Source organism: Blautia liquoris (assembly GCF_015159595.1).
In the GTDB taxonomy this organism is placed as follows: domain Bacteria; phylum Bacillota; class Clostridia; order Lachnospirales; family Lachnospiraceae; genus Novisyntrophococcus; species Novisyntrophococcus liquoris.
This window is the reverse complement of sequence record NZ_CP063304.1, coordinates 3441556-3459086: the sequence shown is the minus strand read 5'-3', so window position 1 is coordinate 3459086 and position 17531 is coordinate 3441556. Positions and strand designations below refer to the sequence as shown.

General features: G+C 42.9%; 15 protein-coding genes and 1 riboswitch. Of the genes, 12 read left to right on the top strand and 3 right to left on the bottom strand.

Features of this window, described 5'->3' with window-relative positions:
• The first annotated feature begins 19 nt into the window (after positions 1-19).
• The 7 genes from INP51_RS15740 (at position 20) to INP51_RS15710 (ending at position 6122) form a co-directional block, all read left to right on the top strand.
• The gene (locus tag INP51_RS15740; RefSeq protein WP_193735684.1) at positions 20-664 is read left to right on the top strand and encodes an HAD family hydrolase; all 645 of its coding nucleotides are present in this window, start codon (positions 20-22) and stop codon (positions 662-664) included.
• Positions 665-813: 149 nt separating this feature from the next.
• Positions 814-1170 carry a PadR family transcriptional regulator gene (locus tag INP51_RS15735; RefSeq protein ID WP_193735683.1) on the top strand — a complete coding sequence of 119 codons (357 nt, stop codon included), beginning with the start codon at positions 814-816 and terminating at the stop codon, positions 1168-1170.
• Positions 1160-1831: a permease prefix domain 1-containing protein gene (locus tag INP51_RS15730; protein ID WP_193735682.1), complete on the top strand. Its 672-nt coding sequence runs from the start codon at positions 1160-1162 to the stop codon at positions 1829-1831. Before INP51_RS15735 ends, INP51_RS15730 begins: the two co-directional genes overlap by 11 nt.
• Before the next feature lie 2 nt (positions 1832-1833).
• Positions 1834-2790, top strand: coding sequence for a DUF4097 family beta strand repeat-containing protein (locus tag INP51_RS15725; protein WP_193735681.1), 957 nt, complete (start codon positions 1834-1836; stop codon positions 2788-2790).
• A gap of 714 nt (positions 2791-3504) precedes the next feature.
• The gene (locus tag INP51_RS15720) at positions 3505-4527 is read left to right on the top strand and encodes a methionine ABC transporter ATP-binding protein (RefSeq protein ID WP_193735680.1); all 1023 of its coding nucleotides are present in this window, start codon (positions 3505-3507) and stop codon (positions 4525-4527) included.
• Positions 4517-5182, top strand: a complete 666-nt coding sequence (locus INP51_RS15715; protein WP_193735679.1) for a methionine ABC transporter permease — start codon at positions 4517-4519, stop codon at positions 5180-5182. The genes INP51_RS15720 and INP51_RS15715 overlap by 11 nt, the downstream gene beginning before the upstream one ends.
• Before the next feature lie 55 nt (positions 5183-5237).
• Positions 5238-6122, top strand: coding sequence for a MetQ/NlpA family ABC transporter substrate-binding protein (locus INP51_RS15710; protein ID WP_193735678.1), 885 nt, complete (start codon positions 5238-5240; stop codon positions 6120-6122).
• Between the two features lie 71 nt (positions 6123-6193).
• On the opposite strand, the gene INP51_RS15705 is transcribed toward INP51_RS15710, so the two are convergent.
• Positions 6194-7858: a M3 family oligoendopeptidase gene (locus INP51_RS15705; protein ID WP_193735677.1), complete on the bottom strand. Its 1665-nt coding sequence runs from the start codon at positions 7856-7858 to the stop codon at positions 6194-6196.
• A gap of 129 nt (positions 7859-7987) precedes the next feature.
• A riboswitch (Lysine riboswitch) is annotated at positions 7988-8160 on the top strand.
• 101 nt (positions 8161-8261) lie between these two features.
• Between INP51_RS15705 and INP51_RS16460 the strand changes: the two genes are divergently transcribed.
• Together INP51_RS16460 and INP51_RS15695 are read left to right on the top strand one after the other, a co-directional pair.
• The gene (locus INP51_RS16460) at positions 8262-9827 is read left to right on the top strand and encodes an ABC transporter permease subunit (RefSeq protein WP_193735676.1); all 1566 of its coding nucleotides are present in this window, start codon (positions 8262-8264) and stop codon (positions 9825-9827) included.
• Between the two features lie 12 nt (positions 9828-9839).
• Positions 9840-10583, top strand: coding sequence for an amino acid ABC transporter ATP-binding protein (locus INP51_RS15695; RefSeq protein WP_193735675.1), 744 nt, complete (start codon positions 9840-9842; stop codon positions 10581-10583).
• A 75-nt stretch (positions 10584-10658) separates the two neighbouring features.
• Here the strand turns inward: INP51_RS15695 and INP51_RS15690 are convergent, their stop codons facing one another.
• Positions 10659-11477 (bottom strand): aldo/keto reductase, encoded by an 819-nt coding sequence (locus INP51_RS15690; protein WP_193735674.1) that lies wholly within the window; start codon positions 11475-11477, stop codon positions 10659-10661.
• A gap of 166 nt (positions 11478-11643) precedes the next feature.
• Here INP51_RS15690 and INP51_RS15685 point away from each other — a divergent pair, with 166 nt between their 5' ends.
• On the top strand, positions 11644-12399 hold the full coding sequence (locus INP51_RS15685; protein ID WP_193735673.1) for a tRNA threonylcarbamoyladenosine dehydratase: 756 nt from the start codon (positions 11644-11646) through the stop codon (positions 12397-12399).
• Positions 12400-12458: 59 nt separating this feature from the next.
• Here the strand turns inward: INP51_RS15685 and INP51_RS15680 are convergent, their stop codons facing one another.
• Positions 12459-12983, bottom strand: coding sequence for a shikimate kinase (locus tag INP51_RS15680; RefSeq protein WP_193735672.1), 525 nt, complete (start codon positions 12981-12983; stop codon positions 12459-12461).
• Positions 12984-13110: 127 nt separating this feature from the next.
• Between INP51_RS15680 and INP51_RS15675 the strand changes: the two genes are divergently transcribed.
• Together INP51_RS15675 and ileS are read left to right on the top strand one after the other, a co-directional pair.
• Positions 13111-14058, top strand: a complete 948-nt coding sequence (locus INP51_RS15675) for a 3'-5' exonuclease (RefSeq protein WP_193735671.1) — start codon at positions 13111-13113, stop codon at positions 14056-14058.
• Between the two features lie 315 nt (positions 14059-14373).
• Complete coding sequence (gene ileS, locus INP51_RS15670; RefSeq protein ID WP_193735670.1) at positions 14374-17526, top strand: isoleucine--tRNA ligase; 3153 nt, start codon at positions 14374-14376, stop codon at positions 17524-17526.
• The last annotated feature ends 5 nt before the right edge of the window (positions 17527-17531 follow it).

Below are 17531 nucleotides of genomic sequence, written 5' to 3'. Positions count from 1 at the left end.
GAATTGAGGAGAAAATCAAATGAAGAATTTCCAGGCAGCAATTTTTGATTTGGATGGTACACTTTTGGATTCGATTGGAGTCTGGGCATCTGTGGATGTCGAGTTTCTAAGAAGAAGAGGAATTCCGATGCCGGATGATTATCTAAAGATGGTTCATTCTATGGAGAATGATGTTGCGGCAAATTATACAAAGAGTCGTTTCGGATTGAAGGATATGACGGAATCAATCATACGAGAGTGGTTTGATATAGCAAGAGATGCCTATGCATCTAAGGTGGTGTTAAAGCCTCATGTCAAAGAATACCTCGAGATACTGAAAGAGCAAGGTATCCATATTGCAGGAGCAACTTCATCCGATCCTGAACTGTTCGAACCAGCGCTTTTGCACAACGAAGTTTTGCACTTTTTTGAACATATTGCAACGGTACGTGACGTGAATGGCAGGGGAAAGGAATATCCGGATGTGTATGAAGCAGCCGTCCGAAAAGTCCAATGTGTACCTTCTGACTCCATAGTGTTTGAGGACATTTTAAAAGGCATTCAGGGAGCAAAATCGGGAGGTTTTTATACTGTTGGTGTTTATGATATACACTCGGACCATGAAAAAGAGGAGATCATACAACAGGCCGACAAATATATCTATAACTTTGGTGAACTGCTTTAGGAAAGTGCAGCTGCATAGCGACGTATATCAAAAAGAGCATGATGCGGATTTTACTCGCATGATGCTCTTTTTTGTAAATTAAACTAATATATACATTGACAGACGAGGTATCATATGATTTAATGTAATTAAGAAAAGGAGGTATGCATATGTCGATAGCATCGGATCTGATTCGCGGACATACCGATACGATTATTTTGGCCCATCTGGCCCGTAAAGATAGTTACGGATACAGAATCAATAAAGAGATTCAGATTAAGACGGATAATCAATATGAACTGAAAGAAGCAACCTTATATACGGCCTTCAGGCGCTTGGAACAGTCAGGCTATATCAGTTCTTACTGGGGAGATGAGACTACGGGAGCCCGCAGGCGTTATTACACGATTACGGGGGAGGGTAAGCTGGCCTACGAAAGAATGAAGAAAGAGTGGGAGGAATCCAAACATTTAATAGATATCCTCATTCAATGCGATGAGGAAGAGGAGGATCAGGATGAAAGATAAATTAAGGGCATATATGGATCATGTGTTTCGGGAGGTGAAACCGACCCGACATTCCGTGGAATTGAAAGAAGAGATTTTACAGAATTTGCTTGATAAGTACCATGATTTGATTGCGGAGGGAAAGACGCCGGAGGCTGCCTATAACATTGCAGTATCCAGCGTGGGCGATATGGATGAATTGCTGGAAGGACTGCAGATGGAGAACTGTGCATCCTCCCCGCTTTCAGACGAAGAGATGAAGGAGGGTAAAAAGAAATCAGCGATTTTGACCTCCGTGGCGGTCATGATGTATATTATAAGTGTAGTTCCCCCCATATTGTTGTCGGATACGAGGTATGAGGACAAATGGGGTCCCATACTTATGTTTCTGATTGTAGCCGTAGCTACAGGAATACTCATCTACAACAATATGACGAAACCTCGTTACCATAAGTTGGATGATTCGATTGTAGAGGAGTTCAAGGAATGGCAGAATCAGAATGATACCAACCAAAGAGCAAGAAAAGCTATAAGCAGTGCGATGTGGTCAATTATCACGGTGATTTACTTTGTAATCAGCTTTATGACCATGGCCTGGCACATAACCTGGGTGATGTTCCTGATAGGCGCAGCAATTGAGGGAATTATTAAGGCAGTATTTGAGCTTGGAAAGCAGAGGTAAGGATGGATAGAAAACAGTCGGCGATTATAAGGATTATTGCATGGTCAGTTACGGCTATTGCCTTATGCTGCATTATGTTTATAGGTTTAAGGGGCGGGTTTTCAAACATAGGAGGCAGCATCTTGTTCTCTGGATCTGGAGATTATTACAAACATGCAGATAAGTACCAGGCCGGAGAAACCAAAATTCAGGGAAACAAGGTAAAGGATTTATCTGTAAACTGGGTAGACGGCAGCGTGAATGTGGAGATTTACGATGGAGATACCATTCAACTTTCGGAAGTATCAAACAGAAAGCTTGAGAAGAAAGAACAACTTCACTATTATAATGAGAACGGAAAACTGAATATACAATATCAGAAATCCGGGAAAAGGATACTTTCTTCCTTTTGGAAGGGAAGCAGAAGGCTGGATAAACAATTGACCGTCAAAATTCCCGTCCAAACGGTCAGTTCATTAGGTACTGTTTCTGTTGATACGGTATCTTCGGATAATAGAATTGAAGGTGTATCGGCACAGAAGATCAAACTGGATTCGGTCTCCGGAGATTTTACACTGGTAAATTGTCGGGCAAGTGATCTTTCTATGGACAGTACAAGCGGAAGTCTTTCATCGGAAAATTTGATCGTAAAGAGAAAAGTGGAGACGAATACTACAAGTGGAGATGTGACGCTAGAGGGAAAATTTGTAAAACTGGATCTGGATTCTGTTTCCGGGGATATGGATATAGACTCTGGGCTTTGTCCGAAAGATGTAAGCACAGATACGACCAGCGGGGATGTTGTGTTGCGTATTCCGGATAACGAAGGCTTCACCTATGAGAAGGATACAGTCAGCGGATCTCTAAAATGCGATTTTCCCGTGAAACAATGGGAAGATAAGGGAAGTTACAAGGAAGGAAAAGCCTCATTTCGTTTTGATACAGTAAATGGGGATATCAATATTAAGAAGAGAAAATAGGGATTGAGAATGTAATATGTATGATTAGGAGAAGTGCCTATGGGTAATATGATTTTCTGGATTGTTGGAATAGTTCTATGGGGGTTATTGACACATGTGTATATATGGAAGCACTATCATTATATTTGCCCGAAATGCCATCATCCATTTAAACCGACTTTTTTTCACTCTTTAACAGCATTCAATGCTGCGGATGAGAGAAGACTGCAGTGTCCAAACTGCCACGAAAAGATCTATATGAAAGCAATAAAAAATCATCAAAAAAGCTGAAAAACAGGGATAAAAACTATTGAAACCAACAGGGATCAGTTTTATACTAACAGTAAGTGCTGGTTCTGGGAAGAGTGCCGCAGGATGCGGTATTGCCGGTGTCTAAGCTCAAACTTGAAAATCCCTTAGAAACACGCGGCTGCCAGCACGAAATTTTAAATCGAGTATTGACAAATCTTTTTGAACAGTGTAGAATAACGCCTAACAAGCAAGATTTTAAGTTTATTGATCGATTGCTGAAGGAGATTTAAATTATGAACCAGTATAAAACCATGCAGCTGAATATGTCTATGATGTGCGACATGATGATGTGTCGTATGTTTGCATGTTCAAAAAAACTGTATGGATTGTGATTTAAGTAACCTTAGTATATAATGGGGATTATCAGGTCGCAGGTCTGTGCAGGACTTGCGGCTTTTTTATATTAGAAAGGAAGAGAAAGTTATGGAGTCAGCGGAACCGATTATCCGGCTTGAAGGACTTGGAAAAGAGTTTAATACTTCTAATGGCCCAATCAGAGCTTTAGATGATATTAATCTTTCCATCGAGCACGGAGAAATATTCGGAATTATCGGTTTGAGTGGGGCGGGCAAAAGTACGTTAGTTCGCTGCATCAACTACCTGGAAGTTCCGACAGCCGGAAAGGTGTATTTTGAAAATAAAAGCCTGTCTTCTTTAAAAGACAAGGACTTAAGACAGGTCAGACAGTCCATGGGAATGATTTTTCAGCAGTTTAATCTGCTGGCACAGAGAAATGTACTTCAAAATGTCTGCTTTCCGCTTGAAATAGCAAAAACACCTAAGAAAGAGGCGGAAAAAAGAGCGAAGGATCTCTTAAAGATTGTAGGGCTTGAAGATCGTGCGAAAGCCTACCCGTCTCAACTTTCAGGGGGCCAGAAACAAAGAGTGGCGATTGCCAGAGCTCTCGCCACGAATCCAAAGATTCTTCTCTGTGATGAGGCGACCAGTGCACTGGATCCGAATACCACGAAGTCAATCTTGAATCTGCTCAAGGATATCAACAAAACGATGGGTGTCACTGTGGTAGTGATCACACATGAGATGGCTGTCATCGAAGCAATCTGTGATCGCGTTGCAATTATAGATCAGAGCCATATCGCCGAGGTGGGAAATGTTGCAGAGATTTTTTCAGAACCAAAATCTAAGATTGGCCGTCAGCTGATCCTGGGAAATGCAACGGATAAGGCACCGCTGTTCGGAAAGAGTAGGCAGATTCGAATTTCTTTTGACGGAAGATCATCCTTTGAACCGGTTTTGGCGAACATGATCTTGTCTTGCAAAGTTCCCGTGAATATCATTCACGCCGAGACAAAAGATATCAAGGGAACTGCCATGGGTCAGATGGTGATTCAGCTTCCGGAAGACGAGACAGATCAAAATCGGGTGCTCAAGTACCTTGAGACGAAAAAAATACCACATGAGGAGGTACAAGACGATGTTATTTGATGCAGCAACGTTTGAAATGCTTAAAATTGGGACGCTGGAGACTTTGCTGATGGTATCGGTGGCTTCTCTTCTCGCCTATGTAATTGGTATTCCGCTGGGAATCATACTGGTGGTTATGGACAAAGACGGGATTCATCCGGTTCCCTGGATCCATAAACCGTTGGGAATCATCATTAATCTGATCCGGTCGATACCCTTTATCATCTTCTTAGTCATGATGATTCCGCTTACAAGACTGCTTGCAGGAACCTCACTCGGAGTGAAAGGTGTGATTCCGCCGCTGACACTGGCCTCCGTTCCTTATGTAGCCAGAGTTGTGGAATCTTCCTTTAAAGAAGTAGACAGCGGGGTGATTGAAGCGGCGAAGTCTATGGGGGCATCTACCATGCAGATCATTATGAAAGTTCTTCTGCCGGAGGCGAAACCGTCCCTGTTGGTGGGAGCGGCATTGTCAATTACAACAATCCTCTCCTACTCGGCAATGTCAGGTTTCGTTGGAGGAGGGGGACTTGGAGATATTGCAATCCGTTATGGATACAACAGATATGAGACGGATATTATGCTCGTCACAGTTGCAATTCTTGTCATCATCGTACAAGTGATTCAGGAGGCGGGCATGAAACTCGCAAACAGAAGCGACAAACGAATCAATTAGAGATAATCGCCAAAAGGCGTTTATATATAAAAGATAAGTCAGGAGGAACAATATTATGAGAAAACCACTTTATTTATTGACAGCAGCAGTTTTAGCTCTTAGCACATTAGGTGCATGTGGGACTAAGAGTGATGCAGATTCCAGTTCAGCCAAGTCATCTTCAAAGGAAACAGATGCAGCATCAAGTGCAGAAAAGACATCTTCAGAAGAGCTTGAGGACTTGGTAGTCGGTGCGACACCATCCCCTCATGCAGAGATATTGGAAGCGGTTAAGGATACACTGAAAGAAAAAGGTTATAATCTTGTTATTAAGGAGTACACGGATTATGTACAGCCTGATATGGCTCTGGATTCTGGGGACATTGATGCGACATATCATCAGCATCAGCCATTTCTCGATCAGTTTAATGAAGAACATAAGACAGACCTTGTAAGCGCAGCATCGATTCACTATGAACCATTTGGCATCTATGCCGGAAAGACAAAGTCGCTGGATGATGTCAAAGAAGGTGCTCAGATTGCGGTTCCAAACGATGTTTCGAATGAAGCACGTGCACTGCTTTTGCTTCAGGACAACGGCCTTTTGACCTTAAAAGACGGTGCTGATTTGAATGCTACGACAAAAGATATCGAAAAAAATGATAAAAATATCAAGTTTGTAGAAGTAGATGCAGCGCAGCTCCCACGATCACTTGCAGATGTTGACCTTGCAGTTATCAATGGGAACTATGCCATAGACGCAGGGTTAAAGATATCCGATGCCCTTGCTACAGAAGATGCATCCTCTGTAGCGGCGACCACATACAGCAATATTGTCGCAGTTCGTAAAGATGACAAAGACAACGAGAAGACAAAAGCCCTTGTTGAAGCACTGACAAGCGATACAGCGAAGAAGTTCATGGAAGACAAGTATGCAGGTGCAGTGGTTCCGTCATTCTGATAACAGCATAATAAAATAAATCATGATTTTTGAAAGCCGCTCAAAACTGAGCGGCTTTCATTGAACTTTAACTATTTATCCAGTTTTTTCACTACGTATCTCATACAGCCATCTTCAAAGGGGTTGATCAGTCCGACATCTTTGATCAAGTTTGTGAAGAAATCGGAAGCGGACAGGCGGCAGAGTTTCAGGTAACTCTCCCAGGCGGATTTGTAATCCTGATCCATCCACACTTTATATTGAAGTGCATCTGTCCCGGCGATACAGTAGTCGATATAATAAAGCGGGCTGTCATAGATGTGGTGTTTGTTCTGCCAGAAACCGCCTTCCTCGTAGTATTTATTTCCCGCATAGTTCAGATGAGGTTTGTACTGTTTCTCAAGATCTCTCCACACGGCGTTTCGGTCTTTTGGCGAAAGGGCGGGATTTTCATAGCAGATATCCTGGAATTCATCTACCATGGTTCCGTAGGGGATGAAGAGAATGGAGTCTTCAAAATGCATGTCGACGTAATCTTTTGCGCGATTTCCAAAGAGAAGATTCATCCATGGTTCCGTGAAGAATTCCATGGACATGGAGTGAGTTTCAGCGGTTTCCATTGTGATGTCAGCGTGTTCTCGGATGGGATCATCCGCAACAATCCATCCCTGGAATGCATGTCCGCACTCGTGTGTAATCACATCGGCGTCTCCGCTGCTTCCGTTAAAGTTGGCGAATACAAAGGGGGATTTATAATCCGGAAGATAGGTCATATACCCGCCGGTCTTTTTCGTCTTTCGCCCAATTACGTCAAAAAGTTCATTGTCACACATGAAGTTCATAAACTTTCCGGTTTCCGGGGATAGTTCGTTGTACATCTTTCTTCCGGCTGCAAGAATCTCTTCTGGGGTTCCGGTCGGAGAAGGGTTTCCACTCTTAAAATAGACATCCTCGTCATAATAACGCAGGGTATCGAGACCGAGGCGTGCTCTGCGCTTTTCGTGAAGCTTTTCGGCATACGGAACAAGATCGTGTTTTACCTGCTTGCGGAATTGCTGGATGTCCGAGCGACCATAGCAGTTGCGGTTCATCCGGTAATATCCGAGGGTGAGATAGTTCTTATAGCCCAGTTTCTCTGCCTGTGTCGTGCGGTTTTTGACCAGTTTGTCATAGATATCGTCGAGTTCTTCCTGGTTGTCTGTAAAGAAACTGGAGAATTTGTTCCAGGCTTTTATGCGAGTCTGGCGATTGGGATCACGCATATGAGGAGTCATCAGGGAGAGATTTAATGTGTCACCCTCCCAGTCAATCTTAGCTGTGGCCAAAAGTTTGTTATATCTGGTCTGCAGTGCATTTTCCTCCTGCATCAGGGGAAGAATCTTCTCATCGATTGATTTTGTGGCAAGTTCAATATTTTTAAATGCCACCGGACCGATCTTTTTCTCCAGATAGGGGCGAAACTCCGATTCATAGAGCATTTTCTGATAACGGACAATCAAATTCTGGAACATGGGACGGTTCGCATCATAATAATCCTGCTCTGCACCGTAGAATTCGTCAGACATATTGATGTCATGCCGGATCTCGGCAATTGTCATCTCAGTCATGGCGTGATCCGTCAGCTCATAATATTTTTGGTGAACTTCAAACTGCTCTGCGCCTGATCTGGCATTGGAAAAAGCATCGTAAAGCCCGTAAAAATCCTTTTTTAATTTTTCAAAGTCGACCCGTTGATAGAGCATGTCAGAAAATCTCATAAAAACCCTCCTTTTCAAATTGAAAACTATGTAAATATAGCTTATACCATAAAACGAAACTTGACAAGATGAGAATAAAGGGCTAGGATAGTAAAAAGAATCTTAAAACAAAATATGGGACATCTCAAGTATTGAGGTAGAGGTTGCGATATTTATTAACACTGTGGAGTGAAGAGACACGAGGAAGCAGAACTAGGGAATATTGCCGAAATCGGAGGGTATCTCTTGTACAATCCGGTTGGGACATAGGTTAACAGCCTGTGGACTGTCTTAGTGTTTAACTAAGTTGCGCTATGTTTACAATAAGGTGATAAAAGTGAGCGCTCTGGTTTTTCAAGAGTGTTTTTTTTATTCATGCAGGGTACAGGTTTGACTTAGAAAAGTCTATGAGAAGGAGAAGAATATGAAGAAGAAAGTTTCGGTCCTGTCATTACTTCTGATTCTGATGATCAGTATGATGCCGGGGCTTGCAATTAAGGCACAGGCAGAAGGGGAAAATCAAAAGGAATTCCGCGTGGGAATGGAGGCAGGCTATGCCCCGTTTAACTGGACACAGAATTCTGACGATCACGGCGCTGTCCCAATTCAAGGGGATAAATCTTATGCCGGAGGCTATGATGTAGAAATCGCAAAAAGAATTGCCGATGAACTGGGACGCAAGCTTGTGATTGTAAAAACAGAGTGGGATGGACTTCCGCCTGCTCTTGAGTCCGGCAAGATCGATGCCATCGTCGCCGGTATGTCACCGACAGCTGAGAGAAGAGAGCAGATGGACTTTTCCGATGTGTATTATGAGTCAAATCTGGTTATGGTAACCAGGGCGGACACGAAATATGCCAAAGCGAAAAGTCTCAATGATTTTAAAGATGCGAAAGTGACCGCTCAGCTCTCTACATTTCATTATACTGTCATTGACCAGATTCCGGGAGTAGACAAGCAAGAGGCGATGGATAATTTTCCTGCAATGAGAGTGGCGCTTCAGTCAGGTATTATCGATGCCTATGTCAGCGAGAGACCAGAAGGGGTTACAGCACAAAGTGTCAATCCAAAACTGAAGATGGTTCAGTTCAAGGAAAGCGAGGGTTTTGAAACCAGTCCGGATGATACCGCAGTTGCGATTGGTATGAGAAAAGGAGACCCTGATCTTGCCAAGATAGATGAAATACTGGCCAGAATTCCTCAGAGCGAGCGAGATAAGATCATGGATGACGCTACGGCGAATCAGCCGGCAGCAGAAGAGGAAAACAGCCAAGAGAATTCATTTGTCCGAATCTTAAGACAGAATGGGAAGATGTTCCTTCGAGGCACGGGGATGACGATGTTTCTGGCACTTTCCGGCACTGTGATCGGCGGCATCATCGGGATTTTGGTAGGAGTGTATCGCACCATACCGATTTCTGAAAACAAGATCAAAAAGATTTTGCAGAAGATCTTTGGATGGATTTTAAATGCCTATGTGGAAATTTTTCGTGGTACACCTATGATTGTTCAGGCTGCAATGTTTTATTATGGAACGGCATTGCTATTTGGATTCAATCTGAACCGCACGGGAGCTGCCCTGTTTATCGTTTCGATTAACACCGGTGCCTATATGTCAGAGATTGTACGCGGCGGCATATTTGCGGTTGATTCGGGACAGTTCGAGGCAGCAGAGGCACTTGGCATGACACATGGACAGACCATGCGCAAGGTTGTGATACCGCAGGTACTTAGAAATATCCTGCCGGCAACCGGAAATGAATTCGTCATCAACATCAAGGATACTTCTGTTCTGAGCATCATATCTGTGACGGAATTGTTTTTCCAGGGGAAATCTGCAGCAGGAACGAATTATATGTTTTTCCAGACCTATACGATTATCTGTGTGATCTACTTTATATTGACATTTACGATAACAAGAATCCTGCGCTACGTGGAGAAAAGATTAGATGGACCGGCAGATTATGTACCGATTTCGGAGGAAAAATAGAGAGGGATTGCTATGTCAGAAATCATAAAGATAGAACATTTAAAAAAGAATTTTGGTAAAAATGAAGTTTTAAGGGATATTGATCTTTCTGTTGACAAGGGAGAAGTGGTCACGATTATCGGTTCCTCAGGCTCGGGAAAATCAACCTTGCTTCGCTGTATCAATCTGTTGGAGAAGCCCAGCGGCGGGCAGATCCTGTATAGGGGAAAAAGTATTTTGGATCCCAATTATGATCTTCCCGCATACCGTGCACACATGGGGATGGTGTTTCAGCAGTTTAACCTTTTTAGTAACATGAACGTTCTGGAAAACTGTATTGTGGGCCAAGTTACTGTGTTAAAAAAATCGCATGAAGAGGCGAAGAAAAAAGCCATAGAAAACCTGAAAAAGGTAGACATGGAGCGTTATATTGATGCAAAACCATCACAGCTTTCCGGTGGTCAAAAGCAGCGTGTTGCCATCGGACGTGCTCTTGCCATGGATCCGGATGTGATGTTGTTTGATGAGCCTACATCAGCACTCGATCCGGAAATGGTTGGTGAAGTACTTAAGACGATGAAGAATCTGGCCGGCACCGGGCTTACTATGGTGGTTGTCACACATGAGATGGAATTTGCCAGAGATGTCTCAGATCGTGTTATATTTATGGATGAAGGGGTAATCGCGGAGTCAGGCACACCGGAGGATATCTTCGGCAGTCCTAAGTGTGAGCGTACGAAAGAATTTCTGCATCGAATATTGAATAAAAAAGAATAGAAATTGAATAAAAAAGAGTGTCTCGAAACCGAGACACTCAAAATTTTAGGAATCTTACTCCGGAGTACAGCAATCTTAAAAATCAAAGTTATCCGGATCGGACCCCACACGCTGATTTCTGTCCAATGCGTTAATTGCCTGCATATCTTCATCGGAAAGCGTGAAATCGAAGACATCAAAGTTTGAGGTGATGCGATCCTGATGAATGGATTTCGGAAGAACGACAACACCTCGTTGAATATGCCAGCGTATGATGATCTGAGCTGGTGTCTTCTGATATTTTTGGGCGATTTCGCTGATTTTTGGATCTGCAAGCGGAGCAGCGCCCTTGCCTCCGAGCGGACTCCATACCTCGGGTTGGATTCCATTTTCCTTACAGTAGTCAATCACTTTTTGATTGTTCATGTAGGGATGAGATTCCAGCTGATCGATTGCCGGTTTTACCGTGGAGATCTTTGCAAGATCTTGAAGGTGGTGTGGATGGAAATTGCTAACGCCGATTGCCTTGATCTTTCCATCGTGATACAGCTCCTCCATCTCTTTCCAGGCGTCTTGAAAACCATCTGCCGGCCAGTGAATCAGATACAGATCAATATATTCTGTCTGAAGTTCTTTCAGGCTGTTCTCCAAAGCTTCTTTAGTTCTGTGTGCACGCACATCTTCATTCCAAAGCTTCGTGGTGATGAAGATATCACTCCGATGCAGGCCGCTTTCTGCCACGGCCTTTCCGACTCCAGATTCATTCCCATAGGCTTTTGCGGTATCTATGTGGCGATATCCTGCCTCGAGTGCCCACTTTGCAGCATTTTCGGCTTCTTCGGTTGTGGCACGGAATACACCAAGTCCAACCTGTGGTATCTTAATACCATTGTTTAATGTGATAGTTGTCTGCATATAAACTGCCCCTTTCTGTTTCGTTATATCAATAGTATAACATCAGGAAAATATTTTGAAAAGAGATATTGGACAAGAAATGCCTGCGATTGACAGAAAGTATGCTAAAAGATATACTGTCTGTAGGATTGCGGGAGTACATGCTTGCATGAAAAGAGGTTATAGTATGTTAAATCAATTTTCAAGAACAGAATTATTAATAGGAAAAGATGGGATTTCCAAGCTACGCGATGCAAGGGTAGCTGTTTTTGGTATCGGCGGCGTTGGAGGGTATGCAGTTGAGGCCCTGGTCAGAAGTGGAGTCGGGACACTTGATTTGATTGATGATGACAAGATCTGTCTGACAAATCTGAATCGGCAGCTTCATGCAACCAGAAAGACGATAGGAAAGTATAAGGCAGATGTGGCAAAGGAGCGTGCACTGGATATTAATCCAGATATTATTGTAAATGTTCATAAAACATTTTATCTTCCGGAGACGTCTGGTGAATTCGACTTCTCGGAATATGATTATGTCATTGATGCGATTGACACCGTGACGGGTAAGCTGATGTTGATCGAGGAGGCAAAGAGATGTAAAACACCTGTGATTAGTTCCATGGGTGCGGGAAATAAGATGGATCCCACGGGATTTATGGTTGCAGACATCTATGAGACAAGTGTTTGTCCGCTGGCTAAAGTGATGAGAAGAGAACTTAAAAAGAGAGGAATCGATCGGTTAAAGGTGGTGTACTCCAAAGAAAAACCAATCAAACCGATTGATGATCAGTCCATAAGCTGTCGTTCACACTGCATCTGCCCTCCGGGGACGAAAAGAAAATGTACCGAGCGTCGTGATATACCGGGGAGCAATGCATTCGTGCCATCGACAGCCGGACTAATCATCGCAAGTGAAGTGGTAAAAGACTTGCTGCAGTTTTAGGATAACCTGCCGCCTAAGCCTCGTTCATTCAAGTGACAGGCAGTTCACAAAACTGTCTGTCATATATTCTGAAGAATTTCGCGGCAGATTTCAGGTACTGTCTTGTTGTCTGTGGAAATGATGACATCAGCGGCAGATAGGTATGCTTTCTGCCTGCTCTTTAAAAGATCTTGTATGTATTCCAGATTCATATTTCCATTCAGGATCGGACGGCTGTTGTTTTCCCTCACACGATCAAGGATTATCTCGGGACTGGCGGTCAGATAAAAAATGCGCCCGATTTGCCTCATAAGAAGTACATTTTCTTTCTTTAGTATTGTTCCCCCACCACATGATAAGACGATGTTTTTTTGTGTATGTAGGAGAGATAAGACGCTTGTTTCGGTTTCTCTGAAACACGCTTCTCCATATCGAGCAAATATATCAGAAATACTCATTTTCTTAAGCTTTACGATTTCATCATCCAATTCAATGACATTTTTGCTGCTCTGGTTGTGCAGCTCTTTTGCAACACTGCTTTTTCCCGAGCCCATGAAACCGATTAAGACGATATTTTTTGAGCTGTTTTTTCGTTCACTTGTCATGGTGAATTCCCTCCTGCTTTTTCGGCCCTGTGGCGTCTTGCATCCCTTATATTACGAATTGTTCCGTAATTCATTATGACGGATAAAACAATTGCTGTCAATTCATATACATGATATAATTCTAAGCATGAACTATATAGTATTTGATCTGGAATGGAACCAGAGTGCAAAGGGAAAGAATTGTGAGGTTCCCGGGCTGCCATTCGAAATTATAGAGATTGGCGCTGTAAAACTTAATAGTAAAAGAGAGATAACAGATAAATTTCACTGTCTGGTAAAACCGGTTGTCTACCGAAAGCTGCATTTTATGACGAAGGAAATAGTAAGAGTGACAGAGGAGGACTTAAGCCATGGGAGATCATTTCCAAAGGCGGTGAGATCATTTCTGAACTGGGCGGGATCTGAGGCGATTTTTGCGACATGGGGACAGTCGGACCTGACAGAACTACAGAGAAATATGAAGTATCATAAGGTACTTGGTCTGTTAAAAGGACCCCTTTATTTCTATGATGTCCAGAAATTGTTTGCCATAAACTATGAAGTTTCCAAGGTCCAGCGTTCTCTGGAATATGGGATTGATTACTTAAAACTGGATAAAAGATATGAATTTCATCAGGCACTGTCAGATGCCTGTTATACAGCGGAGATCCTTCAGAAAATTGATATGGAAGTAATCAATGCCAATGAGTCGATTAATGTGTATCAGAATCCGAAATCGAAAGCAGAGGAGATCCATGCTGTGTATAATGGATATTCCAGATATATTTCGAGAGAGTTTTCCAGTAAAGAGGAGGCACTTGCAGACAAAGAGGTGACCTCTACACAGTGCTGTCGCTGTGAAAAGATTGCCAGAAAAAAGATCCGGTGGTTTTCAGTAAATGCAAAAAACTACTATTGTGAGGCAATCTGCCCGACACATGGATATGTGAAGGGAAAGATTCGAATTAAAAAGACGGATGAAGGCAGATATTTTGTTATAAAGACCATAAAAGTCAGCAGTGAATCGGAAATGTTGGATATCAAAAAAAGGAAGGAATCACTGACTGCCAGACGCAGGGAAAAGAGACATTCCTGAAATAAGGGACTTGACAATCAGGCAATCCATGGTTATTATGAATAAAAAGAAAGACGATGACGAAGAGAGTAAGTTGTTTACGAATGTTTTAGCGAACCGGAGTTGGTGGAAGTCCGGTACAAGTAGGAATAACTGAAGATCACTTCCAAGTTGCCGGATTGAAATAGAAAACCAGTTACGGATGCCTAAAGTAGATGCGGACGCAATCCCGGCGTTATGAGGGATGCATATGATAGTATGTAACAGGTGGCAGCGAATGATTTGGCATTCGTCCTTTTACGGGGCGGGTGCCTTTAATTTTATAAGGAGGCATTCATGTATCAGAAAGTAGATACAAATTTAAATTTTGTTGAGCGGGAAAAGAAAACAGAAGAATTCTGGAGGAAGAATCAGATATTTGAGAAAAGTATGAAGGAGAGAGAAGGGAATCCGACATATACGTTCTATGACGGCCCGCCGACAGCAAACGGAAAGCCGCATATCGGGCATGTACTTACTCGTGTGGTAAAAGATATGATTCCCAGATACCGGACCATGAAAGGATATGAAGTTCCGAGAAAAGCAGGGTGGGACACACATGGTCTTCCGGTAGAACTTGAAGTTGAGAAAAAACTGGGGTTAAATGGAAAAGACCAGATTGAGGCTTATGGTATGGAGCCATTCATCAAAGAGTGCAAAGAAAGTGTCTGGAAGTATAAAGGAATGTGGGAGGATTTCTCAAATACCGTAGGTTACTGGGCGGACATGAATCATCCTTACGTCACATATGATAATACCTTTATTGAATCGGAGTGGTGGGCATTAAAAGAGATCTGGAAAAAAGGCCTTCTATATAAAGGTTTTAAGATTGTACCATACTGTCCGCGTTGTGGGACGCCGCTTTCAGCACAGGAAGTAGCACAGGGGTACAAACTTGTAAAAGAACGATCCGCAATTGTGAGGTTTAAAGTTAAGGATGAGGACGCCTGTTTTCTGGCATGGACGACCACACCTTGGACTCTTCCGTCCAACGTTGCACTCTGTGTGAATCCGGATGAGAATTACTGCAAAGTAAAAGCTGCAGACGGCTATACGTACTATCTGGCCGAGTCACTTCTCAATACGGTTCTCGGAGCGCTGGCAGAAGGAGGAGAAAAAGCCTATCAGGTACTTTCAACTTGCAAGGGGAAAGAGCTGGAATATAAAGAATATGAGCCATTGTTTGCATGCACAGGAGCAGAAGTTGTAAAACAAAAAAAGAAAGGTCATTATATCACCTGTGATCATTACGTCACTATGAGCGATGGTACCGGTATTGTCCATATCGCTCCTGCGTTTGGTGAAGACGATAACCGTATTGGCAGAGATTATGATCTTCCTTTTGTTCAGTTTGTGGATGACAAAGGGGAGATGACGGAACAGACACCTTACAAGGGAGTGTTTGTCAAGAAAGCGGACCCGATGATCTTAGAGGATTTAAAGAGCGAAGGCAAGCTTTTCGACGCGCCCAAATTTGAGCATGAGTATCCTCACTGCTGGCGCTGTGATACTCCGCTGATTTATTACGCACGAGAATCATGGTTTATCAAGATGACTGCGGTGAAGGATGATCTGATTAAAAATAACAGCACAATCAACTGGATCCCTGAAAATGTAGGTAAAAAGCGTTTTGGCGACTGGCTTTTAAACGTACAAGACTGGGCGCTTTCCCGCAACCGTTATTGGGGAACGCCTTTAAACATATGGATTTGTGACGACTGTGGCGAACAGCATTCGATCGGAAGCGTTGAGGAACTGAAATCCATGTCTGACAATTGTCCGGATAATATTGAACTTCACCGCCCATATATCGATCAGGTAACGATTAAGTGCCCGCACTGTGGCGGAACGATGCATAGAGCTCCTGAGGTTATCGATTGCTGGTTTGATTCAGGATCTATGCCCTTTGCACAGCACCATTATCCTTTCGAGAACCAGGAATTGTTCCATAAGCAGTTTCCGGCACAGTTTATATCAGAGGCAGTGGATCAGACAAGAGGATGGTTTTATTCCCTGCTTGCAGTTTCAACACTGCTGTTTAACAAATCTCCTTATGAAAACGTGATTGTTCTGGGACATGTTCAGGATGAAAACGGACAGAAGATGAGCAAATCAAAGGGAAATGCGGTGGATCCTTTTGAAGCTCTTGACACTTATGGAGCAGATGCAATCCGCTGGTATTTTTACATTAACAGTGCACCGTGGCTTCCCAATCGTTTCCATGGAAAAGCGGTTTCAGAGTACTCCCGAAAGTTTATGGGTACTTTGTGGAATACGTATGCATTTTTCGTATTATATGCGAATATAGATGGTTTCGACGCATCAAAATATAAGTTGGAATATGACAAACTTTCTGTTATGGATCAGTGGCTGCTTTCCCGTCAAAACTCCACAGTGAAAGCGGTTGATGAAGATTTGTCTGATTATAAGATTACAGAGGCTGCAAGGGCTTTACAGGCGTTTGTGGATGATATGAGCAATTGGTATGTCAGAAGAAGCCGCGAGCGTTTCTGGGCAAAGGGTATGGAACAGGATAAGATTAATGCTTATATGACCTTGTACACGGCTTTGGTGGAGCTGTGTAAGGCAGCAGCACCTATGATTCCATTCATAACAGAGGATATCTATCAGAATCTGGTCAGAAATGTGGATAAGGATGCACCGGAGAGTATCCATCTTTGCTCTTTCCCTGTGGTACATGAGGAATGGATTAATCTTGAGATGGAAGATAACATGAAGCATTTGCTGGAGATTGTTGTCATGGGGCGTGCCTGCAGAAATGCTGCAAATACAAAAAACCGTCAGCCTCTTTCTAAGATGTATGTGAAGAGCTGCTGGTCTCTGAGCGATTTTTATAAGAAGATTATCGAGGACGAACTTAACATCAAAGAAGTCATCTTTAGCGATGAGATTGCACAGTTTATCACTTACAGTTTTAAACCACAACTTAAGACTGTGGGTCCCAAATACGGAAAACTTGTCAGGAAAATCCGCCAGGTTCTCATAGATATAGATGGCAATACTGCCATGGACGAACTCAAGACTTCCGGACAACTCAAACTGGATATAGATGGCAATGAAGTGATTCTTTCAGAGGAAGACCTTCTGATTGAGACGGCACAGATGGAAGATTATTACAGCGATTCCAATAATGGAATTACCGTAGTTCTCGATGTGCATATGACACAGGAGCTGCTTGAAGAGGGTTATGTGCGTGAAATCATCAGTAAAGTACAGACGATGCGCAAAGAAGCAGGTTTTGAGGTGATGGACAAAATCAAGGTTTACGTTAAAAATAATAAAGTGATTGAGGATATCTTTAAAAAGCATGAGAAGGAGATAGCATCTGAAGTACTGGCTTTTGAAGTCGTCTTTGACGAGACAGACGGGTATGAAAAAGAATGGAATATTAACTCTGAAAACGTTACTCTGGCGGTAAAGAAGGTTTGACCTAT

Bases quoted from the DNA above. Each gene is read 5' to 3' on its own strand.
- INP51_RS15680 (WP_193735672.1), bottom strand. From the start codon at position 12,983: ATGACAAGTGAACGAAAAAACAGCTCAAAAAATATCGTCTTAATCGGT.
- INP51_RS15725 (WP_193735681.1), top strand. From the start codon at position 1,834: ATGGATAGAAAACAGTCGGCGATTATAAGGATTATTGCATGGTCAGTT.
- INP51_RS15705 (WP_193735677.1), bottom strand. From the start codon at position 7,858: ATGAGATTTTCTGACATGCTCTATCAACGGGTCGACTTTGAAAAATTA.
- INP51_RS15740 (WP_193735684.1), top strand. From the start codon at position 20: ATGAAGAATTTCCAGGCAGCAATTTTTGATTTGGATGGTACACTTTTG.
- INP51_RS15715 (WP_193735679.1), top strand. From the start codon at position 4,517: ATGTTATTTGATGCAGCAACGTTTGAAATGCTTAAAATTGGGACGCTG.
- INP51_RS15730 (WP_193735682.1), top strand. From the start codon at position 1,160: ATGAAAGATAAATTAAGGGCATATATGGATCATGTGTTTCGGGAGGTG.
- INP51_RS15735 (WP_193735683.1), top strand. From the start codon at position 814: ATGTCGATAGCATCGGATCTGATTCGCGGACATACCGATACGATTATT.
- INP51_RS15690 (WP_193735674.1), bottom strand. From the start codon at position 11,477: ATGCAGACAACTATCACATTAAACAATGGTATTAAGATACCACAGGTT.
- INP51_RS15695 (WP_193735675.1), top strand. From the start codon at position 9,840: ATGTCAGAAATCATAAAGATAGAACATTTAAAAAAGAATTTTGGTAAA.
- INP51_RS16460 (WP_193735676.1), top strand. From the start codon at position 8,262: ATGAAGAAGAAAGTTTCGGTCCTGTCATTACTTCTGATTCTGATGATC.
- ileS (WP_193735670.1), top strand. From the start codon at position 14,374: ATGTATCAGAAAGTAGATACAAATTTAAATTTTGTTGAGCGGGAAAAG.
- INP51_RS15675 (WP_193735671.1), top strand. From the start codon at position 13,111: ATGAACTATATAGTATTTGATCTGGAATGGAACCAGAGTGCAAAGGGA.
- INP51_RS15720 (WP_193735680.1), top strand. From the start codon at position 3,505: ATGGAGTCAGCGGAACCGATTATCCGGCTTGAAGGACTTGGAAAAGAG.
- INP51_RS15710 (WP_193735678.1), top strand. From the start codon at position 5,238: ATGAGAAAACCACTTTATTTATTGACAGCAGCAGTTTTAGCTCTTAGC.
- INP51_RS15685 (WP_193735673.1), top strand. From the start codon at position 11,644: ATGTTAAATCAATTTTCAAGAACAGAATTATTAATAGGAAAAGATGGG.